Annotated in this window: 23 protein-coding genes; 6 read left to right on the plus strand and 17 right to left on the minus strand. The window is 67.3% G+C overall.

The window, feature by feature from the left end; translation table 11 throughout:
- Positions 1 to 175 precede the first annotated feature (175 nt).
- The 3 genes from CDN38_RS04435 to CDN38_RS04445 all read right to left on the minus strand — a co-directional run bounded on the left by CDN38_RS04435 (position 176) and on the right by CDN38_RS04445 (position 3,338).
- Complete coding sequence (locus CDN38_RS04435) at positions 176 to 1,678, minus strand: cobyric acid synthase (RefSeq protein WP_099318807.1); 1,503 nt, start codon at positions 1,676 to 1,678, stop codon at positions 176 to 178.
- A 79-nt stretch (positions 1,679 to 1,757) separates the two neighbouring features.
- Entirely contained in the window at positions 1,758 to 2,615 is an 858-nt protein-coding gene (gene map / locus CDN38_RS04440) for a type I methionyl aminopeptidase (RefSeq protein ID WP_075513744.1), read from the minus strand.
- A gap of 129 nt (positions 2,616 to 2,744) precedes the next feature.
- Positions 2,745 to 3,338 (minus strand): DUF1707 SHOCT-like domain-containing protein, encoded by a 594-nt coding sequence (locus CDN38_RS04445; RefSeq protein ID WP_099318808.1) that lies wholly within the window; start codon positions 3,336 to 3,338, stop codon positions 2,745 to 2,747.
- 219 nt (positions 3,339 to 3,557) lie between these two features.
- Between CDN38_RS04445 and CDN38_RS04450 the strand changes: the two genes are divergently transcribed.
- A complete protein-coding gene (locus CDN38_RS04450) occupies positions 3,558 to 4,964 on the plus strand; it encodes a PE family protein (protein WP_099319323.1) in 1,407 nt (468 codons plus the stop codon).
- Between the two features lie 10 nt (positions 4,965 to 4,974).
- Here CDN38_RS04450 and CDN38_RS04455 read toward each other — a convergent pair whose 3' ends face one another.
- The 5 genes from CDN38_RS04455 to dxr form a co-directional block, all read right to left on the minus strand.
- Positions 4,975 to 6,795: a penicillin-binding transpeptidase domain-containing protein gene (locus tag CDN38_RS04455; RefSeq protein WP_099318809.1), complete on the minus strand. Its 1,821-nt coding sequence runs from the start codon at positions 6,793 to 6,795 to the stop codon at positions 4,975 to 4,977.
- A gap of 146 nt (positions 6,796 to 6,941) precedes the next feature.
- Positions 6,942 to 7,799: a GNAT family N-acetyltransferase gene (locus tag CDN38_RS04460; protein ID WP_075513741.1), complete on the minus strand. Its 858-nt coding sequence runs from the start codon at positions 7,797 to 7,799 to the stop codon at positions 6,942 to 6,944.
- 53 nt (positions 7,800 to 7,852) lie between these two features.
- Positions 7,853 to 9,037: a flavodoxin-dependent (E)-4-hydroxy-3-methylbut-2-enyl-diphosphate synthase gene (ispG, locus tag CDN38_RS04465; RefSeq protein WP_099318810.1), complete on the minus strand. Its 1,185-nt coding sequence runs from the start codon at positions 9,035 to 9,037 to the stop codon at positions 7,853 to 7,855.
- A 23-nt stretch (positions 9,038 to 9,060) separates the two neighbouring features.
- Positions 9,061 to 10,275: a M50 family metallopeptidase gene (locus tag CDN38_RS04470; RefSeq protein ID WP_075513739.1), complete on the minus strand. Its 1,215-nt coding sequence runs from the start codon at positions 10,273 to 10,275 to the stop codon at positions 9,061 to 9,063.
- A 19-nt stretch (positions 10,276 to 10,294) separates the two neighbouring features.
- Positions 10,295 to 11,503: a 1-deoxy-D-xylulose-5-phosphate reductoisomerase gene (gene dxr, locus CDN38_RS04475; RefSeq protein ID WP_075513738.1), complete on the minus strand. Its 1,209-nt coding sequence runs from the start codon at positions 11,501 to 11,503 to the stop codon at positions 10,295 to 10,297.
- Positions 11,504 to 11,622: 119 nt separating this feature from the next.
- Here dxr and CDN38_RS04480 point away from each other — a divergent pair, with 119 nt between their 5' ends.
- From CDN38_RS04480 to CDN38_RS04490, 3 genes are all read left to right on the plus strand, one after another.
- Positions 11,623 to 11,880, plus strand: coding sequence for a ribbon-helix-helix domain-containing protein (locus CDN38_RS04480; RefSeq protein ID WP_075513737.1), 258 nt, complete (start codon positions 11,623 to 11,625; stop codon positions 11,878 to 11,880).
- A complete protein-coding gene (locus tag CDN38_RS04485; RefSeq protein WP_075513736.1) occupies positions 11,867 to 12,298 on the plus strand; it encodes a type II toxin-antitoxin system VapC family toxin in 432 nt (143 codons plus the stop codon). The genes CDN38_RS04480 and CDN38_RS04485 overlap by 14 nt, the downstream gene beginning before the upstream one ends.
- A 141-nt stretch (positions 12,299 to 12,439) precedes the next feature.
- Complete coding sequence (locus tag CDN38_RS04490) at positions 12,440 to 12,694, plus strand: DUF2631 domain-containing protein (RefSeq protein WP_075513735.1); 255 nt, start codon at positions 12,440 to 12,442, stop codon at positions 12,692 to 12,694.
- Here CDN38_RS04490 and CDN38_RS04495 read toward each other — a convergent pair.
- The 7 genes from CDN38_RS04495 to CDN38_RS04525 all read right to left on the minus strand — a co-directional run bounded on the left by CDN38_RS04495 (position 12,687) and on the right by CDN38_RS04525 (position 19,386).
- On the minus strand, positions 12,687 to 13,553 hold the full coding sequence (locus CDN38_RS04495; RefSeq protein ID WP_075513782.1) for a cytochrome c biogenesis CcdA family protein: 867 nt from the start codon (positions 13,551 to 13,553) through the stop codon (positions 12,687 to 12,689). The genes CDN38_RS04490 and CDN38_RS04495 overlap by 8 nt on opposite strands.
- 4 nt (positions 13,554 to 13,557) lie before the next feature.
- Positions 13,558 to 14,079: a disulfide bond-forming protein DsbE gene (gene dsbE, locus CDN38_RS04500; RefSeq protein WP_075513734.1), complete on the minus strand. Its 522-nt coding sequence runs from the start codon at positions 14,077 to 14,079 to the stop codon at positions 13,558 to 13,560.
- Positions 14,080 to 14,266: 187 nt separating this feature from the next.
- A complete protein-coding gene (rlmN, locus tag CDN38_RS04505; RefSeq protein WP_075513733.1) occupies positions 14,267 to 15,361 on the minus strand; it encodes a dual-specificity RNA methyltransferase RlmN in 1,095 nt (364 codons plus the stop codon).
- A gap of 40 nt (positions 15,362 to 15,401) precedes the next feature.
- Complete coding sequence (locus CDN38_RS04510; protein WP_075513732.1) at positions 15,402 to 16,289, minus strand: phosphatidate cytidylyltransferase; 888 nt, start codon at positions 16,287 to 16,289, stop codon at positions 15,402 to 15,404.
- 31 nt (positions 16,290 to 16,320) lie between these two features.
- Complete coding sequence (frr, locus tag CDN38_RS04515; RefSeq protein WP_075513731.1) at positions 16,321 to 16,878, minus strand: ribosome recycling factor; 558 nt, start codon at positions 16,876 to 16,878, stop codon at positions 16,321 to 16,323.
- 12 nt (positions 16,879 to 16,890) lie between these two features.
- Positions 16,891 to 17,697 (minus strand): UMP kinase, encoded by an 807-nt coding sequence (pyrH, locus tag CDN38_RS04520; RefSeq protein WP_075513730.1) that lies wholly within the window; start codon positions 17,695 to 17,697, stop codon positions 16,891 to 16,893.
- 177 nt (positions 17,698 to 17,874) lie between these two features.
- Positions 17,875 to 19,386, minus strand: a complete 1,512-nt coding sequence (locus CDN38_RS04525; RefSeq protein ID WP_075513729.1) for an FAD-dependent oxidoreductase — start codon at positions 19,384 to 19,386, stop codon at positions 17,875 to 17,877.
- Between the two features lie 420 nt (positions 19,387 to 19,806).
- On the opposite strand from CDN38_RS04525, the gene CDN38_RS04530 reads away from it, so the two are divergent.
- Positions 19,807 to 20,535 carry a winged helix-turn-helix domain-containing protein gene (locus CDN38_RS04530; RefSeq protein ID WP_075513728.1) on the plus strand — a complete coding sequence of 243 codons (729 nt, stop codon included), beginning with the start codon at positions 19,807 to 19,809 and terminating at the stop codon, positions 20,533 to 20,535.
- A gap of 1 nt (position 20,536) precedes the next feature.
- Here CDN38_RS04530 and CDN38_RS04535 read toward each other — a convergent pair whose 3' ends face one another.
- Both CDN38_RS04535 and CDN38_RS04540 read right to left on the minus strand, forming a co-directional pair.
- A complete protein-coding gene (locus CDN38_RS04535; protein WP_075513781.1) occupies positions 20,537 to 21,472 on the minus strand; it encodes a lysophospholipid acyltransferase family protein in 936 nt (311 codons plus the stop codon).
- A gap of 111 nt (positions 21,473 to 21,583) precedes the next feature.
- Entirely contained in the window at positions 21,584 to 22,045 is a 462-nt protein-coding gene (locus CDN38_RS04540) for an MPT63 family protein (RefSeq protein WP_180276406.1), read from the minus strand.
- Positions 22,046 to 22,657: 612 nt separating this feature from the next.
- On the opposite strand from CDN38_RS04540, the gene CDN38_RS04545 reads away from it, so the two are divergent.
- The gene (locus tag CDN38_RS04545; protein WP_075513726.1) at positions 22,658 to 23,497 is read left to right on the plus strand and encodes an SDR family oxidoreductase; all 840 of its coding nucleotides are present in this window, start codon (positions 22,658 to 22,660) and stop codon (positions 23,495 to 23,497) included.
- Positions 23,498 to 23,561: the final 64 nt, after the last annotated feature.

Consider the following 23,561-nt stretch of genomic DNA (forward strand, 5'->3'; position numbering starts at 1 on the left):
CACACATGCGCGCCTCCAAGCAGCAAGCACCGGCAATCGTGGTGATCCCAGAAAGCTACAGCAAACGCCCGCGGGATATCGGCAATTCAGCAAATGACGGCCCAGCCGGTGTGCCCGGCTCTGACCCGGCTCTGTTGGTGGCTCCGCCGGGAATGGTGCATTCCCCGGTGTCGGCCTAAACCCGCAGTTCGCTGACCAGATGGGGCCGCTGCGGCGGCGGCCCGGCAAGCAGGCCGAGCACCGCCTTCACATCGACATGCGACGCCAACAGATCAGCCATCAGGTCCAGCTGAGCGTCGCGTCGCGCCGCCACGTTGACGCCGTCGGCGACGACGAATCCGCTCCGGCCGGCGGCGGCGGCCACCTGGTTGAGCCAGGCGCGACGGAAGTCGTCGTTGTCGAGCAGGCCGTGCCAGTGGGTGCCGAAAACCGCGCCGCTCCTGATGCCGTGCATGCCGGAGTCGACGTCGAACCAACCCGTCTCGGCGCAGCGGGCCAGCCGCCCGTGATGGATTTCGTAACCGGTCAGCGGCCGCTGCCAGCGCCGCAGCCTCTTGTCCGTGGCGAACACGATGTCGGCGTCCAACAACCCCAGCCCGGCCACCACCCCGGCCCCGGATTCGATCGTGTCTTCGATGCTGCGGCACAACATTTGGAAGCCGCCGCAGATGCCCAGTACCGGCTTGCCCGCCCGCACGTGGTCGACGATACCGCCGGCCAGGCCACGATCGCGCAGCCACGACAAATCTGCGACCGTGGCCTTGCTGCCGGGCAGCACGATCAGGTCGGCGTCGGCCAGGTCGGCGGGGTCAGTGATCCAGCGCACCAGCACGCCGGGCTCGCACGCCAGCGCCTCGATATCGGTGGAGTTGGAGATCCGCGGCAGGCGCACCGCCGCCACCCGCAGCCACTGGTCGCCGCGGGGCGGCTCGGGCGTGCCGACGACGCGGTGCGCCACCACCGACAGCGAGTCCTCGGCGTCGAGCCAGAGCTCGTCGGTGTACGGCAACACCCCGTAGGTTGGGCGCCCCGTCGACTCCAGCAGCTGCTGTAGCCCCGGCTGCAGCAGCTCAGGGTCACCGCGAAACTTGTTGACAATGAAGCCCGCAATGTGTGCCTGGTCGTCGGGGTCGAGCACCGCGACCGTCCCGAACAGATGGGCCAGCAAACCGCCGCGGTCGATGTCGCCGACCACCACCACCGGCAGGTTGGCCGCGCGCGCCAGCCCCATATTTGCCAAATCCGTTGCCCGCAGATTGATTTCGGCTGGAGAACCGGCTCCCTCGCAGATTACGGCATCGAACTCGGCTCGCAGACAGGCTAATTCGTCGAGAACGACACCAGCTAGCCGGTCGCGATGCCGCAGGTAGCCGGCCGCGGTGACGCTATCGGCGACTCGGCCCCGGATGACCAGTTGCGACGTCCGGTCGCTGCCCGGCTTGAGCAGGATGGGGTTGAACCGCACGCTGGGCTCCAACCCCGCCGCGCGAGCCTGGATGGCCTGGGCCCGGCCGATCTCGCCGCCTTCCACGGCGACGGCTGAATTGTTGGACATGTTCTGCGCCTTGAACGGCGCCACCCGGACGCCGCTGCGGGCCAGCAATCGGCACAGGCCCGCGACCACCACGGACTTGCCGGCATCGGAGCTGGTCCCGGCAACCAGCAGCGCGCCGCTCACCGTGTGGCGGCGAGCAGACGCAGACTCGCACCGCTGCGGTGACGATCATGCGAGTTTGCGACTGCTCGCGCCGGAAAGTTCACGGCAACGTGAGGATTTCGACGCCGGTGTCGGTCACCAGCAGCGTGTGTTCGAACTGCGCGGTCCACTTGCGGTCCTTGGTGACCACCGTCCAGCCGTCGTCCCAAATCTCGTAGTCCAGGGCGCCCAGGTTGATCATCGGCTCGATGGTGAAGGTCATACCCGGCTGCATGATCGTTTCCACCGCGGGCTGGTCGTAATGCAGCACGACCAACCCGTTGTGGAACGTGGTCCCGATGCCGTGACCGGTGAAGTCCCGAACCACGTTGTAGCCGAACCGATTTGCGTAGGATTCGATAACCCGCCCGATGACCGACAACGCGCGTCCGGGTTTGACGGCGTTGATCGCCCGCGTCGTCGCCTCCCGGGTCCGCTCCACGAGCAGGCGGTGCTCTTCGGCGACGTCGCCGGCCAGGAAGGTCGCATTGGTGTCGCCATGCACGCCGTCGAAGTAAGCGGTGACATCGATGTTGACGATGTCGCCGTCGGTGATCACCGTCGAGTCGGGGATTCCGTGGCAGATGACTTCGTTGAGCGACGTGCAGCACGACTTCGGGAATCCCTTGTAGCCCAGCGTCGACGGGTAAGCGCCGTGGTCGACCATGTACTCGTGCGCTATCCGGTCCAGTTCGTCGGTGGACACCCCTGGGGCCACGGCCTTACCGGCCTCGGCCAGGGCGCCGGCCGCGATCCGGCCGGCGACGCGCATCTTCTCGATTACCTCCGGCGTTTGCACCCACGGTTCGGTCCCCTCCTTGGCCGTCGGCTTGCCGACGTATTCGGGGCGCGCGATCCACTTGGGCACCGGCCGCGTCGGGGACAGGGCGCCGGGGGAAAGCGCGGTGCGAGCAGGCATCCCGCTAGCTTAGCCGGGCCCGCGGGACGAGCCGTCAAATGCCGCCCACCGCTGCGATGCCTCGCCACTTGCGCCTCATTGGCCGCTGCCCGGGGAATTGCCCACCTCTCAGCTGTACCCGCGCCACGATCAAGCCTGATGGCGACGCAGCAACGCCCGGCGTGGGCCCCGAATCACCACCGAACCGCAGACCATCCGACCGGTCAGCACCACATGCGGTGTCCCTTCCGCCGGTGCGTCTTTGCGGCGGTCGCTGGCGCTGCCCACATACACTTCGACGTCGTCGATCGAGGCGCTGGCGCCGTCGGGCAGCCGCAGGTCCAGTGAACCGAACTTCATGTCGAGCTCGATGACCACCACCGGCCCGGCGAAACGGGCCCTGGTGAGGTCGAGGTCGATCGAACCCAGGCGGCGGACCAGCGCCAGCCGGGTGGGCACCATCCATTCGCCGTGGCGCTTCAACGACCCGGCCCAGCCGCGCAGTTGCACCCGGTCGGCTGCGGACGTGACGATCGCGCCGGGCCCGGGCAGGTCGCAGACCAGCCCCTCCAGTTCGCTGTGGGTACGCGCGAAGGACACCCGAGACGAGCGTTGCTCGAATTCGTTGATATCGATCAACCCGAGCGCGACGGCGTTGTGCAACCGCCGCATGGTGCCGTTGCGGTCGGCGTCCGAGACCCGCAGTGTCATTGGAGCCACCATGTCCCCACCGCTGTCCGTCATGACCTTTCCTGATCGTTCTGTCGTCGCCTCACCCTCGCAACTTACCTCCGTTACCGGGACGGCGCGGCCCGGCAAGTCGGCTGCATCGTCGGCAAACACCCGGTCCCGCCAACGCGATCGCGATACGATCCTTCGGCCGCGGCTTCGACTTGGGTGAGACTTGGGTGAGGCTTGGGTGCGGCGAATCTGCGGATCGCCACGACGCAATGCGAGATGCACATGTCCTACCTGATCGCCGCTCCGGACTCGATCCTCGCGGCAGCCTCGAGCGTATCCGGTATCGGGTCGACGATCACGTCTGCCAACGCAGCGGCCGCGCCCGCCACCCTCGAGGTGTTGGCCGCGGGCGCCGACGAGGTGTCAGCCGGCATTGCGGCCCTGTTTTCCGCGCACGCCCGCGTCTACCAGACGCTCAGCGCCCACGTTGCGACGTTTCACGACCAATTTGTCCGCGCCTTGACGACCGGTGGCGCGGCGTATGCCGGCGCTGAGGCCGCCAACGTGCAACAGAACCTGCTCGACGTCATCAATGCACCCACGCTGACCCTGTTGGGCCGCCCGCTGATCGGTAACGGGACGGCCGGCGCCCCGGGCTCCGGGGCAAACGGACAGGACGGCGGACTGCTGGTCGGCAACGGGGGCGCCGGCGGCTCCGGCGCAGTCGGCCAGCGGGGCGGCAACGGCGGGGCCGCCGGGCTGTTGTTCGGCAATGGCGGCAACGGCGGCAACGGCGGCGGCTCGGCAGCCGTCATCGCCGGCGACGGCGGAAACGGCGGTGCCGGCGGGCTGTTCGGTACCGGCGGGACCGGCGGCACCGGCGGCTTCGGTCTCAACGGCGGTGCCGGCGGCGCCGGCGGTGCGGCCGGCCTGTTCGGCACCGCCGGATCCGGCGGTGCCGGTGGGCTTGGAGTGGTCGGCTCCCCGGGCAACAGCGGGGCCGGCGGCGCCGGCGGTGCCGGCGGATTGTTCGGTCCCGGTGGTGCCGGCGGCACCGGCGGAGCCTCGCTGGCCCAAACGGGCGGGACCGGGGGCGCCGGCGGCGCCGGCGGGCTGTTCGGCTCCGGCGGCAGCGGCGGAGCCGGTGGCGCCGGCCACAACGCCGGCGGGGTCGGCGGCGTCGGTGGTACCGGTGGGGTGATCTTCGGCTCCGGTGGGGCCGGCGGCGACGGGGGCCCCGCAGGAATAGGCGCCGCCCTCGGCGGTAATGGCGGGGCCGGCGGCCACGCTATCGGCCTGTTCGGCAATGGCGGTGCCGGCGGCGCCGGCGGCGCCGGCGACTTCACCGGAGGCGTCGGCGGGGCCGGCGGGAACGCCGGCATTCTGTTCGGGTCCGGCGGGATGGGCGGTAGCGGCGGCTTTGCGCACGCCGCCGGAGGCAGCGCCGGCCCCGGCGGCCACGGCGGCAAGGCCGGGCTGATCGGCGACGGCGGCGCCGGCGGCGCCGGCGGCGCATCGGTTGACGGGCTCAGTCCCGGCGGTGACGGCGGTAACGGCGGCGACGCCTGGCTGTTGGGCAGCGGCGGCAGCAGCGGCAACAGCGGTAGTGGCGCACCTGCGGGCAAGCCCGGCGGTGGCGGTGCCGGCGGTCTGATCTTCGGCCAGAACGGCCTCCAAAACGGCTCGTAGCCAGGACCTGCTACGCCAGGTAACCGGGCGGCAGGATGTCGAACATCATCTTGGTCATCCGGACCGCGTACTCAGAACTGCCGCCACCGACGATCAGCGACGCGAACGCCAGATCGCCGCGATACCCCGCGAACCAGGAATGCGATCCGCCCGGGAATTCGGCTTCACCGGTCTTTCCGAAAATCTCACCGCAGCCGGCGATCTCCTTGGCGGTGCCGTTGGTCACCACCAGCCGCATCATCGGCCGCAGCGCGTCGATCATTTTCGGGCTGATCGGCGTGCCGTCGCCTTCCACCGCCGTCGGCCGGCCGACGATCAGCTGTGGCATCGGGGTCTTGCCCGCCGCCACGGTCGCCGCCACCAACGCCATGCCAAACGGGCTGGCCAGGACCCGACCCTGACCGAACCCGTCCTCGGTGCGCTCGGCCAGATCGACCGTCGGCGGCACCGAACCGGTCACCGTGGTGATGCCTTCCACCCGATAGTCCAGGCCGATCCCGTAGCGACTGGCCGCCTGGGTCAGACCACGCGGCGGTAATTTGCTGCTCAGTTCGGCGAAGGTGGTGTTGCACGAACTGGCGAAAGCCCGCGACAACGGCACCACGCCCAGATCGAAGCCGCCGTAATTGGGAATGGTGCGGTGTCCGATGTCGAGGTGGCCCGGGCAACCCAGCATGGTGTTGGGGGTGGCCATATCGCGCTCGACGGCCGCGCCAGCGGTGATCATCTTGAACGTCGACCCCGGCGGGTACAGGCCGGTGGTGGCGACCGGGCCGTCGGCGTCGGCACCCGCATTCTGTGCGATGGCCAGAATCTCGCCGGTCGACGGCTTGAGCACCACGATCATCGCCTTGCCGCCGCGGGCGTCCACCGCGCGCTGGGCGGCGTTCTGCACGGTCCGGTCCAGCGTGATCGTGATCGACGGCGCCGGTGACGGCTCGACTTCGTGCAGCACCGCGACGTCGACCCCGTTCTGGTTGACGCTGACCACCCGCCAGCCCGCCTGTCCGTCGAGCTGGTCGATCACGGCCTTTTTCACCTCGGTCATGACGACCGGCGCGAAATGGTCGTCGGTGGGCAGCAGGTCGGCCTGCGGTGTGACCACGACGCCGGGCAGTTCTCCGATCGCGCCGAAGACCCGATTGCTGTCGTCGGCGCGCAGCGTGACCCCCAGATCCAACGGCTGGGTCGACGAGCTGGCCTGTTCGGCGAGCAGCTGCGGGTCGTTCAGCGCATCCAGAGCCGGATTGAACGGGTGCAGGGCCTCGACCACCGCGTGTGCGGTGCCGATCAGGTCGGCACCGGCCGCAGTCGCGTCCAGCGAGTAGTGGTACAGGTAACCCGGCGCCAAGACGTCGGTACCGCCGAGTTCGTTCACCGAGGCCCGTCTGGGTGCATCGGAGCGCAGCGAAAAGGTCTGGTGCTCACCGAGTTTCGGATGCAGCCCGGTGGTCGACCAGCGGACCTCCCAGTTGCCCTCGTCGCGGGCCATCTTCAGCTGGCCGTCGTAGCTCCAGGTCCGGTTCTTGGGCAGATGCCAGGTGAAGCGATACGCGGCAGTGCCCATATCCTCGGCGTACTTGGAGCTGAGGAGCTGCACGTCCAGGTGGGTGGCTTGCAGTCCGGCCCAGGCCGCGTTAAGTGCTTCGCGGGCTTCGTTGGGGTTGTCGGTGAGTTGGGCCGCGGTAGCGGTGTCGCCGATAGCCAATGCGGCGAAGAACTTTTCGGCGGCCGGGCCGGGGCCTTCGGGCCGAGGAGTGCACCCTGGCAGTGCGACGACCGCGGCCAGAGCACCTGCGACAACCGAGGCTAACGTTATGCGAGTTACCATCGTGACTGATGTTAAGAAGACTGACAGCGGCGGCCGCGCAGACACACCGAGACCCAACTGTTATTGGAGCCCCGCACACGCGTACGTAACGTCAGGGCGAGAATCGGGCCAGATTTTCGCCGCGGCGTTACGCTCGCGGATCGGGGTCAGTCGAGCAGCACCGTGGCGAAGGTGCCCACTTCCCGGAAGCCGACGCGGGTGTAGGCGGCGCGGGCGACGGTGTTGAAGCTGTTCACATACAGGCTCGCGATGCGCCCGCTGCCGACGATCACCGCGGCCACCGTCGCGGTGCCCGCGGTGCCCAAACCCAGGCCACGTCGTTCCGGATGAACCCACACCCCCTGGATCTGCCCGACCGATGGCGACTGCGATCCCACCTCGGCCTTGAAAACCACCTCGCCATGCTCGAACCGGGCCCAAGCCCGTCCGGCCGCGATGAGGCTGGCCACCCGACGGCGGTAGCCACGGCCACCGTCGCCCACCCGCGGGTCGATGCCCACTTCGCCGATGAACATGTCCACGGCCGCCACCAGGTAGGCATCCAGTTCCTCCGGCCGCACCTGCCGCACCTCGGTGTCGATCGGACAACTGGGGTGGCTGTTGATGGCCATCAGCGGTTGATGGTCGCGCACGTCACGCGCGGGGCCCCAGGTTGACTCGAGCCGCTGCCACATGGGCAACACCAGGTCGGCCCGGCCGACCAGCGACGAACACCGCCGCGCTGTGCTCTTGGCCTCGTCAGCGAACGCGTTCAGATCGATCAACCCGCCGCGCAGCGGAATGAGGTTGGCGCCGGCGAAGCACAACGACTCCGCCACGCCGCCGCGTCGGGTCCACAATTCGCCGCCAATCGAATTCGGCTCGATGCCATAGTCGGCGACGCGCGCGGCGACCATGCACGATTCGACCGGATTCTCGTCGAGCACCCGCCATACCACGGCGGCATCACGCACCACAGCCACCCGTCGTTCGCCGACCAGGCGCAAGATGGGCGGAGCCGACATCTGAAGGACTCTCTATGGTGCGAACCGAAACCAGGACCGAGGGCTGGCGCCTATCAGCTTACGGTCACAATCGGCGAACCGCTCGATGTCGCGCCCGGATCCTGTTCGGCGTCGGCTGCCATGTCGGCTGCCATGTCGGCGGCCAGCCGCATCGCCTCTTCGATCAACGTCTCGACGATCTGCGCTTCGGGCACGGTTTTGATCACTTCGCCCCGAACGAAGATCTGTCCCTTGCCGTTTCCGGATGCAACGCCCAAGTCCGCCTCGCGCGCTTCCCCGGGACCATTGACGACACAGCCCATCACGGCCACCCGCAACGGCACGTCCAGCCCGTCGAGACCCGCGGTCACCTCGTTGGCCAACGTGTAGACGTCGACCTGGGCGCGACCGCACGACGGGCAGGACACGATCTCCAGCGTCCGCGGTCGCAGGTTCAGCGATCCGAGGATCTGATTGCCGACCTTGACTTCCTCGACCGGCGGGGCCGACAAGGACACCCGGATGGTGTCGCCGATGCCCTTGGACAACAGCGCGCCGAAGGCGACGGCGGATTTGATGGTGCCCTGGAATGCGGGACCGGCCTCGGTGACGCCGAGGTGCAGCGGGTAGTCGCACTGGGCGGCCAGCAGCTCGTAAGCGCGGACCATCACCACCGGATCGTTGTGCTTGACGCTGATCTTGATGTCGCCGAAACCGTGCTCCTCGAACAGCGAGGCCTCCCAGAGCGCCGACTCGACCAGCGCTTCCGGCGTGGCCTTGCCGTGCTTCTGCAGGAACCGCTTGTCCAGTGAGCCGGCGTTCACGCCGATCCGGATCGGGATCCCGGCGTCACCGGCGGCCTTGGCGACCTCGCCGACCCGGCCGTCGAATTCCTTGATGTTTCCCGGGTTTACCCGTACCGCGGCGCAGCCTGCGTCGATGGCGGCGAAGATGTACTTCGGCTGGAAGTGGATGTCGGCGATCACCGGAATCTGGCTGTGCCGGGCGATCTCGGCCAGCGCGTCGGCGTCCTCCTGACGCGGGCAGGCCACCCGGACAATGTCGCAGCCGGCCGCGGTCAACTCGGCGATCTGCTGCAAGGTCGAGTTGACGTCGTGGGTTTTGGTGGTGCACATCGACTGCACCGAAATCGGGTGGTCGCTGCCGACGCCGACGTCACCGACCATCAGCTGACGGGTGGGGCGCCGAGGGGCGAGCGTGGGCGCCGGCGGTTGCGGCAGGCCCAGGCCAACGGTCACTGTCGGTCCTTCTCTCTAGGTCGCTATTGGAAAAGCCGGATCGGGTTGACCAAGTCAGCGGTGACGGTCAAGAGCATGTATCCGACAACGAAGAACAGGACCACGTAAGTGGCCGGCATGAGTTTGAGATAGTTCACCGGCGCTGCGGCCACCTTGCCGCGGGCGGACCGAATCATATTGCGGATCTTCTCGAATATCGCGACGGCGATATGACCACCGTCGAACGGCAGCAACGGCAGCAGGTTGATCGCGCCCAGGATGAGGTTCAACTGGGCCAGGAAGAACCAGAACGCCACCCACAGCCCGTGGTCCACGGTGTCGCCGCCGATGATGCTGGCGCCGACCACGCTCATCGGGGTCTGCGGGTCACGCTGCCCGCCACCGATGGCATGGACCAGCGCGCCGACCTTGGTCGGGATGGCAGCCAGTGCCTTGCCCACCTCGATGGTCAGGTCGCCGGCGAACGCGAAAGTAGCCGGAATCGCGGACAATACGCCGTAGTGGGTGGGCCCGGGACGGACGGCTCCGACCCCGATGGCGCCGACCGTGGCGGGCTGGAGTTGGCCACTCTGCCCGGCCGGCAGCCACCGTCGAGTTGGTTCGATGGTGACGTTGGCGGTGATGGTGGCGCCGTCCCGCTCGACGACGACCGGCACGCTGCCGTGCATTGCCCGTACCGCAGCGGCCATCTCGTCGAACGTGGACACCGGGGTGTCGCCAACCTTGACGACGACGTCGCCGGCGCGCAGTCCTGCCAGGGCGGCGGGGCCGGGCCCGACGCACTGTTCGAGCTTGCCCTGACTGGTTTCGGCTGCGACGCAGCCGGTTTCGCCGATCACGGCCCGGGTTGGCGGATGCAGGTTGGGCAGGCCCCAGATCAGCGCGATGGCATAGATCAGCATCAGGCAGATCACAAAGTTCATCCCCGGGCCGGCGAACAGCACCGCGACCCGCTTCCAGGTCGCCTGCTTGTACATGGCCCGATCACGTTCGTCGGGAGCGAGCTCCTCGACCGGGGTCATGCCGGCGATGTCGCAGAAACCGCCCGCCGGAATCGCCTTGACGCCGTATTCGGTTTCACCGCGGCGCGTCGACCACAGGGTGGGACCGAAGCCGACGAAATAACGGCGCACCTTCATCCCGGTAGCGCGCGCTGCCCACATATGGCCGCATTCATGCAACGCCACCGAGATCAGGATGGCGAGTGCGAACAGCACAATGCCGATAACGAACATCATCAGGCTGTATGGACCTTTCTCACGCCTTTCCGGAGACCTTTTCGCAGGCACCGGCCGGCCTTGCTGTGGCAACCGCGTGCTGCGCCCGTTCCCGCGCCCAGCGCTGCGCGTCGAGTACGTCATCCACGGTAGCGGGTGGAAGCGCCCATTGGTCGGCATCGTGCAGCACGTCGGCGATCGTCCCGACGATCGCCGGGAAGCCGATGCGCCTGGCAAGAAACGCTTCGGCCGCTTCTTCGTTGGCGGCGTTGTAGACGGCGGTCATGCAGCCGCCGGTTTCGCCGGCGTGCCGGGCCAGTTCCACCGCCGGGAAAACATCGCTGTCCAGCGACTCGAACTCCCAGGTCTGCGGGCGACCAAAGTCGCAGCAGCTGGCCGCGCCGGGCACCCGGCGCGGCCAGCCCAACGCCAACGAAATGGGCAGCTTCATGTCCGGCGGGCTGGCCTGGGCGATCGTCGAGCCGTCGATGAACGTGACCATTGAATGAATGATCGACTGCGGATGTACGACGACGTCGATGCGGTCATAGGGAATGCCGAACAACAGGTGCGTTTCGATCAGCTCCAGGCCCTTGTTGACCAGCGAGGCCGAATTGAGCGTGTTCATCGGGCCCATCGACCAGGTGGGATGGGCGCCGGCCTGCTCCGGGGTGACGCTCTCGAGGTCGGCCGCAGCCCAGCCCCGGAACGGCCCGCCGGAGGCGGTGAGCACCAGTTTGGCCACCTCGTCCGGAGTGCCGCCGCGCAGGCATTGGGCCAGCGCGGAATGCTCGGAGTCCACCGGCACGATCTGGCCGGGCCGCGCAGCCCGCAGCACCAGTGGGCCGCCGGCCACCAGCGACTCCTTGTTGGCCAGGGCAAGCCGGGCACCGGATTCCAGCGCCGCCAGCGTCGGCCGCAGGCCCAACGCACCGACTAATGCGTTGAGCACGACGTCGGCTTCGGTTTCCTCGATCAGCCTGGTGACGGCATCGGGTCCGTGGAAGGGAATGTCACCAACGGCCTGCGCCGCTTGATCGTCGGCGATGGCGATATTGGTCACCCCGGTCTCGGCGCGTTGCCGCAGCAGCGTGTCGAGACTTTTGCCGCCGGCGGCCAACCCCACCACCTCGAAGCGGTCCGGATTGGCGGCGATGACCTGCAGCGCCTGCGTGCCGATCGAACCGGTGCTGCCCAGCACCAGGACACGCAAGCGGCTGCCGTCGTGCCTGTCGCTCGGGTTTGTCACCTCCTCATTGTGCCGCCAAAGTCTCGCGTCGTCGCCACGCCCACGGCGATCGTCGAGTCGGGTGACCAGCGTCCCCCTGATGTCATCTTGATGTCTGAGCTTGATGCTAAGATGCCGCAATGCGCACGACGATCCGGATCGACGACGAGCTCTACCGCGAGGTGAAGGCAAGGGCCGCGCGCTCCGGGCGCACTGTCGCCGCGGTCCTCGAGGACGCGGTGCGGCGTGGTCTCAATCCGCCTGAACAGCCGGCGGCCGGCCGCTATCGGGTCCAGCCGACGGGCAGGGGCGGGCTTCGGCCCGGTGTGGACCTGTCTGCCAACGCTGCCGTCGCGGAGGCGATGGACGAGGGCGTGTCGGTCGATGCTTTGCGTTGACGTCAACGTTCTCGTCTATGCACATCGCGCGGACCTCCGTGAACATTCGAGCTATCGGAGTTTGCTCGAGCGGCTGGCCAACGACGACGAGCCACTCGGACTGCCGGACGGCGCACTCGCCGGCTTCGTCCGGGCGGTGACCAACCGGCGCGTCTTCACCGAGCCGACCAGCCCGCATGACGCGTGGCAGGCGGTCCACGCCCTGCTCGCGGCACCCGCCGCGGTGCGGCTTCGACCCGGCGAGCGGCACTGGATGCTGTTCCGGCAACTCGTCGCCGATATCGATGCGAGCGGCAACGACATCGTGGACGCGTATCTGGCCGCCTACGCCCTGGAGAACAACGCGACCTGGGTGAGCGCCGACCGCGGTTTCGCCCGCTTTCGCCGGTTGCGCTGGCGTCATCCGCTGGATATGTGAGCGGCATGGCGGAGCGACGACGTGCATGCGGCCACGGCTGCTTGCTCGGCAGGTGACGCCAGGCAAATCCCGCGTGTGTCAAAATGTCGGAAACCGCCGATCCGAAGCCCAAAAAGCCAAACCCGAACCGGAGGAGTCGCCGTGGCAAGTACCGAGGTGGAGCAGTACACCGGCGTTGACCCCGCCGAGGTGCCGTCGGCGAAGTGGGGCTGGAGCCGGATCAACCACCGCACCTGGCACATCGTCGGGCTGTCCACATTCCTATTCCTGCTGGCGATGCTGCGGGGCAATCATGTCGGCCACATCGAGGACTGGTTCCTGATCGGCTTTGCCGCACTGGTGCTCGTTGTGCTGGTGCGCGACTTGTGGGGCCGCCGGCGCGGCTGGCTCAGGTAGAACGCCGCGCCCGGCGATACCAAGCACCGGCAAGCCCGCCGAGCGTCAGCATGGCCAACGCCGCAACCCACGGCCAGGCCCCGTGGTCGTTCACCCAGCCAGCGAGGACCCCTTGGAGCCGGCCGGCGGCGGTAATCACCCCGTCCCGGGGGTTCACCGTGGCAGCTGCGAACAGGCGCAGCTCGTAGAGGCCGTAGTAACCCACGTACAGTCCGGTCAGTACCAGCAGCGCGCCGCTGATCCGGTTGACCAACGGCAGCACCCGCCGGATGCGGTCGGCCAGAGCCGAACTCGCGGCCGCGACACCCACCGCAAGCACGCCGACGACCAGGGTGAGACCGGCAACATAAGCCAGATAGATCGCGACGCTGCCCGCGATCGAACCACCCCGAAACCCAGCCGCGGTGACCGCCAGGAATGGGCCGATGGTGCACGACAGCGATGCCGTCGCATAGCTGACGCCGTAGCCGTATGTGGATCCCAGCCGGGCCGTCGGTGCCCATCGCGGGCCGAACCGCCGGGGCGTCAACGCCGTCAATTCTCGACCCGCCACCAGCCAAACCCCCAGGGCGACAAGGACAATCCCGATCAGAACCGTCGCATAGGGCAGGTAGCGCTGCACCGTCGTGGCCGCTGAGATGGTCAGGGCACCGAACAACCCGAACACCGTTGTGAAGCCGAGCGCCATTCCCACGGTAGCCGCCAGCGCCCGTACGAGCGCTGCCAATCCCCCACGTTCTGCGGGATGCAGCCCGCGCACCACCAAGAGCAAGTAGGCGGGCAACATGGCAAACCCACACGGGTTCAGCGCGGCCACCAGCCCAGCTGCGAAGGCCAGACCAACGAGACCCTGGTCCACGACGTCAGGACGCCAGCGCGGCCACCCGGCCGGCAAGGTCTTGTTCGGACATGGCCGACGTCGGGTTGTTGACGAAGGTCGACGAGCCATCCGCGCGGTAGAACACCCACGCCGGTTGCCAGGGAACGTTGTACCGGGCCCAGATCGAGCCGTCGGCGTCATTGAGGTTGGTGAAGTTCAGGCCATACTTGGCGACGAAGCCCTGCATAGCGCCGACGTCGGAGTGCGCCGCGACGCCGACGAAAGTGACATGTGGATTGGCGGCCGCTACGTGACTGACACTGGGCGCCTCGGCATTGCAGAACGGGCACCACGGCGTCCAGAACCACAACACGGCCGGCTTACCCTGCAGGCTGGCCCCGTTGAACGGAGCGCCGCTGAGGGTAGTAGCGGTGAAATTCAGGCGATCATCAGCGGCCATCGCACGCGGCGCACCGGTAACGCCGAGCAACAGGACAACCGCAAACGCGACGGCCACAAAGCCCGCGGCGAATGCTCTGGTCAGGGACAGTAGGCGAAGAATCATGGCAGACCTCGTATTCGGACGTTGGTGCCCTGATCACGTAATACCCCGTGCCGCGGTTCATCACGCTCCAGCTACCCGCCTTCGGCGGCCAGCTGTCCGCAGGCCCGGTCCGATGCGCCCGCGCTCCAGCTACCCGCCTTCGGCGGCCAGCTGTCGGCAGGCCCGGTCCGATGCGCCCGCGCTCCAGCTACCCGCCTTCGGCGGCCAGCTGTCCGCAGGCGGCGCTGATCTCGCGGCCACGAGTGTCGCGGACCGTACACGAAACCCCTTGTGCGCGAACATGTTTGACAAAATCACGCTCCACCGACTTGGGGCTGGCATCCCAGTCACTGCCCGGAGTCGGGTTCAGCGGGATGAGGTTGACATGAACCAGCGGCCCCAGCGCGCGGTGTAGCCGCCGGCCGAGCAGGTCGGCGCGCCAGCGTTGGTCGTTGACGTCCCGAATCAATGCGTATTCCACGGACACCCGACGGCCGGTCACCTCGGCGTAGTAGCGGGCGGCACCAAGAGCCTCGTCGACTTTCCACCGGTTGTTCACCGGGACCAGCGTGTCACGCAGCTCGTCATCGGGCGCATGCAACGACAGCGCCAGCGTCACACCGAGCCGCTCGTCGGCGAGCTTGCGGATCGCCGGGGCCAGACCCACCGTCGACACCGTCACCGAGCGGGCCGAGATGCCGAAACCGCCCGGCGGCGGCTCGGTGATGCGCCGCACCGCGGCCAGCACCCGCGAATAGTTGGCCAGCGGCTCTCCCATGCCCATGAACACGACGTTGGACAGCCGATCACCGAAGTCGTCCCGCATGGCCGCGGCGGCGGCTCGCACCTGCTCGACGATCTCTGCCGTCGACAGATTGCGGGTCAGACCGCCCTGGCCGGTGGCACAGAACGGGCAGGCCATGCCGCAACCGGCCTGCGACGAGATGCACACCGTATTGCGTTGCGGGTAGCGCATCAGCACCGACTCGACGGTGGCCCCATCGACGGCCCGCCACAACGTCTTTCGAGTCTGGCCGGCGTCACAGGTGACGTCGCGCACCGCGGTCAGCAGAGTCGGGAACATCGCCGCGGCGATCACGTCGCGAACGGCCGCAGGCAGGTCGGTCATCTGACCCGGGTCGGCGATCAGCCGGCCGAAGTAATGGTGCGCGAGCTGCTTGGCCCGGAACGCCGGCAGGCCCAGTTCGGCGACAGCGGACGTGCGGCCGGCCGCGTCGAGGTCGGCGAGGTGCCGCGGTGGCATGCCGCGGCGCGGCGCCTCGAAGACCAGCTCACCGACCATGATGTGTCCAGTATTGACCTGCCGGGCGGGCTAGGGCAGGTTAGGGCAGCAGCGTCAGCACTATCCAGGCCGCCACCGCGGACGGGAGGACCCCGTCGAGCCGGTCCATCAGGCCGCCGTGGCCGGGCAGCAGACGCCCCATGTCCTTGATCCCGAGGTCGCGCTTCACCTGCGACTCGACCAGGTCGCCCAGGGTGGTGGTGAGCACGAAAAGTACACCCAGCAGCGCCCCCACCCACGGTGCCTTGCCGGCCAGATAGGTCGCGGTGATGGTTGTCGCGGTGACACCGCAGACCATCGAACCGGCGAATCCCTCCCAGGACTTCTTCGGGCTGATCGCCGGAACCATCGGATGCTTGCCGAACAGCACGCCCACCGCATAACCACCGACATCGGAGGCGATGACCGCGATCATCATGCAGAACACCCATCCGGCGCCGTGGTAGACCAGCAGCGCAGCAAAGGAACCGAACAGCACCACCCACGCGGCCAGAAAAACGGTGGCCGAGGTGTCGCGCAAGTAATTTCCTGGCGACGCTGCCACACCAGGGCGCTTGTCCTGCATGAACAGCCGCCAAATCATGCAGACCACGACCATGGCGCCGAAGCCCGCCAGCACGCCTCGAGCGCCGTAGGGCCAGCTCAGCCAGATTGTCACCTGCCCGCCGACCAGCAACGGGATCACCGGGATCAGATACCCGGCTTCACGTAGTCGCCGCACCACCTCATGGCTGGCGACGGCCATCGCCAGCGCGCAGATTGCGACCCAGCCGCGCGGAGCCAGCAGCAGCGTCGCCACAAGCACCGCGCCGATACCCGAGCCCACCGCGATGGCCGCGGGCAGGTCGCGTCCGGCCCGGGAGGTCTTCTTCGGCCCCTGCGGCGGGCCGTCGGCCGGGGTGCCGGTGCTGGCATCGGTGGTTGCCACGGATCTGTAGGGGCTTGGCTACTGAGCGGTCCTAGACCTCCAGCAGCTCGCCTTCTTTGTGCTTCACCAGTTCATCGATCTGGGCGACGTAGTGGTGGGTGGTTTTGTCGAGGTCCTTTTCCGCGCGACCGACCTCGTCCTCGCCGGCCTCGCCGTCCTTGCGGATACGGTGCAGTTCTTCCATCGCTTTACGACGGATGTTGCGCACCGAAACCCGGGCTTCCTCGCCCTTGTGCTTGGCCTGCCTGACCAGCTCCCGCCGGCGCTCCTCGGTGAGCTGCGGTATCGCCACGCGGATCAGGGTGCCGTCGTTGGTGGGGTTGACTCCGAGGTCGGAGTTGCGAATTGCGGTCTCGATGGCGTGCAGCTGGTTGGCTTCATACGGCTTGATGACGACCAGCCGTGCCTCGGGAACGTTGATGCTAGCCAGCTGGGTGATCGGGGTATTGGTGCCGTAATAGTCGATGACGATCCGGGAGAACATACCCGGGTTGGCGCGCCCGGTCCGGATGGTTGACAGGTCGTCACGGGCCACCGATACGGCCTTCTCCATTTTCTCTTCGGCATCGAAGAGAGCATCATCGATCATCGCGTCTTCCCCTTAGGTGGTGACCAGCGTTCCGATCTTCTCACCAGCGACCGCACGGGCAATATTCCCATCGACCAGCAAGTTGAACACCAGAATCGGCATGCCATTGTCCATACACAAGCTGAATGCGGTGGTATCGGCAACTCGCAGCCCCCGGTCGATCACCTCCCGGTGACTGATCACGGTCAGTAGTTCGGCCGCAGGATTCTCGCGTGGATCCTCGGCGAACACACCGTCGACAGCCTTGGCCATCAAGACCACGTCCGCGCCGATCTCCAGCGCCCGCTGCGCTGCCGTGGTGTCGGTGGAGAAGTAGGGCAGCCCCATGCCGGCGCCAAAGATCACCACCCGCCCCTTCTCCAGGTGACGCACCGCCCGCAACGGCAGATAGGGCTCGGCCACCTGGCCCATGGTGATCGCCGTCTGGACTCGGGTGACGATGCCTTCTTTCTCCAGAAAGTCTTGCAGCGCAAGGCTGTTCATGACGGTACCGAGCATGCCCATGTAGTCCGAACGGGTTCGTTCCATCCCGCGCTGCTGCAACTGCGCGCCGCGGAAGAAGTTGCCGCCACCGATTACGACGGCGACCTGCACCCCACCCCGCACCACCTCGGCGATCTGCCGGGCAACTTGCGCCACCACGTCGGGATCCAGTCCCACTTGGCCGCCGCCGAACATTTCGCCGCCGAGCTTGAGCAACACCCGCTTATACCTCGACGGTGGGTGCAGAACTGCCGAAGCCGGTACGCCGTTGGTGGTTGTCGCCTCCGGCCGGGGAGCCGTCGAGCCGGCGACGTCAGTTTCCGGGGACTCCGCCATAAGACTCCTCGCATGACAGTGCCATCCCGGCGACCACGCGGGACGGCATCTGACATCCTGCCTCATAGCGGTGCCGTGGGGTAGCCGGGGTGGTTCACCTCGCCGGCGGACAGTCGCCGAGGCCGGAGCCCGAACCTCGGAGCCGGTGCAAGTCCCAGAACCGGCCTTAAGACCGGCCTAAGGCGAGGCGTTCAGGCCCCGGGTGGCGGGTCCTTCCAGCAGCGCGCCGTCCGGCGCAAACCGCGACCCGTGCAACGGGCATTCCCAGGCTTGAGTGGCCTGGTTCCAGTTCACGATCCCGCCGAGATGTGGGCACACCGGCGACACCCGATGCTCGACGCCGTCCACCGAACACCTCGCCTGCAGGTGCCACGGCGGCCCGGTGACCACGCCACCGTTGCCGTCACCATCGCCGTCGATGGCATCGGATCGCCGGACGGACGGCGCCAGCCAGCCTTTGGCCAGGTGATAGGCGACCTCGAGGTTGGCGGTGAGAGCCGTGGTGACCCCGCTCAATTCATGCGGGCTCCAGGCCGCGAACGCCCGGGCCCAGTCCATCCGTCCGCCGAGAATGCGCGAGCTGAGCAGCAACGCCGCGGCCACTCCGTTGGTCAGTCCCCACTTGTTGAAGCCGGACGCCACGAGCACCTTTTCGTCACCGGGCAGGATGGGGCCGACATAGGGCAATTGGTCGACGGGCGTGTAGTCCTGAGCCGACCAGCGATGAGTCGCCACCGCGCCCGGATAGTGGCTTCGCACCCAGGACGTCAGCTCCTCGAGTTCGGCCGTGGGACTCTTCCGCCCGACGACGTGGCTGGCTCCGGCCACGATGAGCCGCTCACCGTCGCCTAACGGGGCATAGCGCACGGACCTGGTCGGCGAGCCCGCCGAGATGAACATCGACCGGGTGATCGGGCCCGGGACGTCGAACGCCGTGCAGTAGGACCTGCTGGGTTTGAGGCGGGCGAAGAATCCGCCGCGGTCGAACACGGGCATGCCGGTGGCCAGGATGCAGTGCCCCGCATCGACCTCGGCGTCGCCGTCAGCGCTGCGCACCGCCAACCGGACACGGCCCCGATGATGCGACAGCTTGCGCACCCGGGCACCTTCGACAAGAAGACCGCCACGGTCGGTCAGCTCCCGGATGAAGCTGTCCAGCAACGGCATCGGGTCGATCTGGGCTTGATCGGCCAACCGCACTCCACCGTGGTACGGAAACGGCGCATCGGCCTCGTCGGCCCACTGCGCGCCGACTCGCGCCCGATGACAGGCGGCCAGCACGGCTCGAGCCGACGCGACTTCGCCGGGGTTTTGCGCATAGGTGTAGTCGGCTTCACGTTGCAGCGGCAGCTGGTTGGCGGAGCAGTGCCGCAACAGCCAGTCCTGACCCTCCCGATTGCCCCGCACGTAGTCGGCGGCGAGACCGTCGCCGTGGCGAGCGACGATCTTCGACAGCGTGGTTCCCTGCAGCAGGCTGAGCTTTCCGGTGGTGTTGCCGGTGGTCACCGCGCCCGCGGTGCGGGCTTCCAGCACCAGCACCTCCTTGCCGGCCCGGGCCAACAGCACCGCGCTGACCAGTCCGGTGATACCGGCGCCGACGACCACCACGTCGGCCGATGTCAACTGGCCGTTGAGCCGGTCGGATTGCTCCCGCAGCCGATTGTGGCCGGCCAGCCATGGCGATGTCATTGGTGCCTAGTTGCCCGCTACGAGCACGGCCAAACGGTGTCGGTGATAACACCGCTGCAGCACAGTCCGGCGGTGGCCGTCGTCGGGCCCGGGCGGCACCCTGATTGCCGACGTTTGAGCAGCCAGTGCGGCGGGGAATTCGGCGCGCAGATCGAAACGCAGCCGCGCAGCGCCGACAGGCCAGGCTTGAGGGACCATAGCTTTGAGGGACCATAGCTTGAGGGATGGTGGACCCGGCCCGGGATACGGGCCGGGTTCATCGATTGCCGCCGCCGCATCTCAACCGAGTCGGCGGCGCTCACAGCATTGGAATAATTTCCTTTCCAACGGGTATTCAGGGCTTCGCCGTCAGGCATCTCCCCAGGAGGTGCCTACGAAGCCGGGTGGCGGAACCCTCGCGAAGGGGTTGGGAGACGTCTGTTGGAAGTTCTGCTGATCAGCAACGAAGCCGACTTCCCATCGGCATTGCCGAGGTTGGAATCATTCGCGCGCTCGGTGCGGCGTGCCCCGCTGGACGACCACCACGCATGGCAGCTCGAGGGCGCTGACGTCGCGATAATCGATGCACGCACCGACCTGGCTGCGGCACGCCGGGCATGCCGGCGTGTGACGGCCGGCGCACCCGCCCTTGCGGTGGTGGCCGTTGTCGCGCTAGCCGATTTCATCGATCTTGACGTCGATTGGCATTTCGACGATGTGCTGCTGGAGGCGGCCGACGCGGCCGAACTGCGGGCACGGTTGCGGCTGGCGATCATCCGCCGGCGCAACGCGCTGGAGGGCACCCTCGAATTCGGCGACCTTCTGCTGCACCCCGACAGCTATACGGCGTCGCTGGGTGGCAAAGACCTGGGCCTGACCGCCACCGAATTCAAGTTGCTTGCGTTTCTTGTGCAGCACGCCGGTCGGGCGTTTACCCGGACCCGGTTGATGCACGAAGTGTGGGGCTATGACTGCACCGGTCAGGTCCGTACCGTGGACGTCCACGTCCGACGACTGCGCGCCAAGCTCGGAGCCAAGTACGCAGCGCTGGTGGAAACCGTCCGCAGCGTGGGCTACCGGGCGGCGACGCCACCACAGCCCCGGTGGATTGTCCGCGAGCCGGAGGTGAGTCCGGTGTCTACGGCGGCCCCGGACTCCGTCGCGCAGTAGTTCAGCCGAAAAGCGGCAGGGCGCGCTTGCGGGTCAGGGCGTCCATGCCGCGCTGAATGGTGTCCTCGACTTCGCGGTACTTGTTGTCGACATAGGCGTCGTCGTCGGCGCGGGCGGGGTCGTGGTCCAGGTCGACCGCGGGCATGAACCGGGTCCGGATCTTGGCGGGCAATGGCAGCTGCGGAAGCGCCGCCGGCGCAATGCCCCACGGTAGTGAGATCGCCAGCGGGAACACCTTCAGCCGCAACAGGCGATCGAGCTGCAAGGCCCGGGACAGGCGGTCGCCGCGGATCAGCACCGGCATGGCGTCGGCGCCGCCGACCGTCGCGATCGGCACGATGGGCACCCCGGCCCGAATCGCCATCTTCACGAAGCCTTTCCGCCCGGCGAGGTTGGCCCGGTCACGCTCGGTCCAGGGGCGCAGCGAATCCACCTCACCGCCGGGCCACAACGCCACGTCACGCCCCTCGGCCAGTGCCGTCGCGATGGCGTCCGGGGCCGCGGGAAGGACCCCCATCGACCGGAAATATCGCCCGATTCCCGGAATCGCCATGAGCGCGTCGTGAGCGGTGCCGTGCAACGGGCGCTCCGGTCCGAACCGTCGCCACCATTGCAGACCCACGGTCCACGCGTCCCAGACGAACGGAGCCCCCGAGTGAATGCCGACCAGCAGCACCGGCGGCTCGGGAATGTTCTCCCAACCGTCAATCTCCATCCGGAACCAGTAGTCGACAAGCAAGTTCCACACAAACTTATGGCGGTGCAGAGTGGTCTCATCCTGACCGTCGAGATCCCATTCGCCGGCCCGTTTGGCTACCCAGCCGCTGAGACCACCATCCTGCTTGTCCCGCTTGTCCCCCATCGTCGCCCGCGCCTGATCGGCATGGCGCCGCGCCTGTTGGCGGATTTCTTCGGGCCTGAGATCGCTAGCACTCATGCCGACGGGGTACCCGATTGAGCCGCTGCCGATGCGGGCCGGCCAATTCGATCGGTAACCAAGACCGCCCCACGTCGACATTGACGCGGGGCGGTCGATGACAAGCAGCGGTTAGACGTTGCTGGTCCAGATGAGGACGTCTTGCACTCCGTCGTTGTAGACCACGCCGTTGGGCGGCTGGCCGGTCACGTCGAAGTAGATCAATCCGCTACGTTGGTCACCCTGATTGATCGGCGCCGGATTCAGCCCGTTGGGAACCGGCACCGTGTCGATCACCCGGTAGGTCTGACCGTTGGCCGAGCGGGCGTTGAAGTCAGCGACCACCGGGGTCACGACTCCGCTGACGGATTTGGCGGTGACCTCGGCCTGGTAGAGCTTTCCGTGCGGGGTGTAACCCGGAATGGTCACGTTGCTCGGCTGCAGATTGGCCACCGTGTAGGAAGTGACCATCGGCCCGTCTACCAGCTGTTCGGCCGTACCGAAGCCCTCGATGGTCGGAGGCGCCGCGGTCGCTGTTGCCGCGCCGAAGACACCGGCCGCCGCGATCGCCGCGGCCCCGATACCCGTCTTCATCGCCGTCGTTGTGAACTTCACGCTTATCCCCTCTCGTTCGTGTCGTTCAATGCAGTTGTTCCCTTATTCGGGGCCCTAACCACTCCCAACGAATAACCCCGCTGTCGGGGGCCCAAACCCGGTCGTCGCACCAGTTGCCCCGATCGGCAGGTTTACCTGCACGGACCATCGGGTTTCTTTTTGCCCGACAACATCATTGGCAACACTCATCAACATCTATTAACAGAGGTACCAGGTGCCACTGCGGCGGCCGCATTCCGCCGGAAGACGAAATAGTTGATTAGCCCGCGGTGGCCACGGGTAGCCCGTCTGCAGCCGGGGCTACGCCGCTCACGATAGGGGGAACCTGCGATGGAACGTGGGAACGCCAAGCACAGTCCGCGCGACGACGATGAACTCAAGCATGAATTGAGCGGCACTCTGCAGGGAAATCGATCGAGCAGGAGCGAGGAATGGCGCGATCCGGAGCCACCGGCCGACGACGATCCCGACGTGCCCACGGCCGGTCCGACAAACCGGAAATCCTGAACTGATGATCGTGCGAACTTGTCAGTTTGAACATTTGCGGCGCTTGACAATTGGTCGGCATGAATTACCGGAAAGGACGTTGCCATGAGCTTTGCGGCACAGCAACAAAGCGTGCCCGGAGTGCAGGCCCGGATGAATCCTGTTCCTGATTGCGGCGAGAACAGCTATCGCGGTTCGGGAAAGCTCACCGGTAAGCGCGCGGTCATTACCGGCGGGGACAGCGGCATCGGCCGTGCGGTGGCGATCGCGTATGCGCGAGAAGGCGCCGATGTGCTCATCTCCTACCTCGACGAACACGACGACGCGCGCGACGTCGCACGTTATGTCGAAGAGGCCGGCCGACGCTGCGTCCTGGTTCCGGGGGATCTCGCCGATCCGGCGCACTGCCGCGCGGTGATCGACCGCGCCGTCCAGGAATTCGGCGGCCTCGACATCCTGGTCAACAATGCCGCGTATCAGATGATGCACGACAGCCTCGACGAGATCAGCGACGAGGAGTGGGACTACACCTTTCGGCTCAATATCGGCGCATACTTTCATCTCGCCAAGGCGGCGTTGCCGTACCTGGGCTCCGGGTCCTCGATCATCGGCAGTTCCTCGGTCAACTCCGATACGCCCAACCCCACGCTGGCGCCCTACGCCGCAACCAAGGCGGCGATCGCCAATTTCTCGGCAAGCCTCGCTCAGCTGCTCGGCGACAAAGGGATTCGCGTCAACAGCGTGGCGCCCGGTCCGATATGGACACCGCTGATCCCGGCCACGATGCCCGCCGACAGCGTGGCGTCCTTCGGGGACAACGTGCCGCTGGGGCGCGCCGGCCAACCCGCCGAACTCGCGCCGATCTACGTCCTGCTGGCATCCGATGACGCGAGTTACATTTCCGGCGCCCGGGTAGCCGTCACCGGCGGCCGGCCGATTCTGTAACGGCTTTTACCGGGGCCGTCGATCGTTCGCCGAAGCGACAGGTGTAGCCGGACGATTGCCGGGG

It is taken from the genome of Mycobacterium ostraviense (assembly GCF_002705925.1).
GTDB classification, from domain to species: Bacteria; Actinomycetota; Actinomycetes; order Mycobacteriales; family Mycobacteriaceae; genus Mycobacterium; species Mycobacterium ostraviense.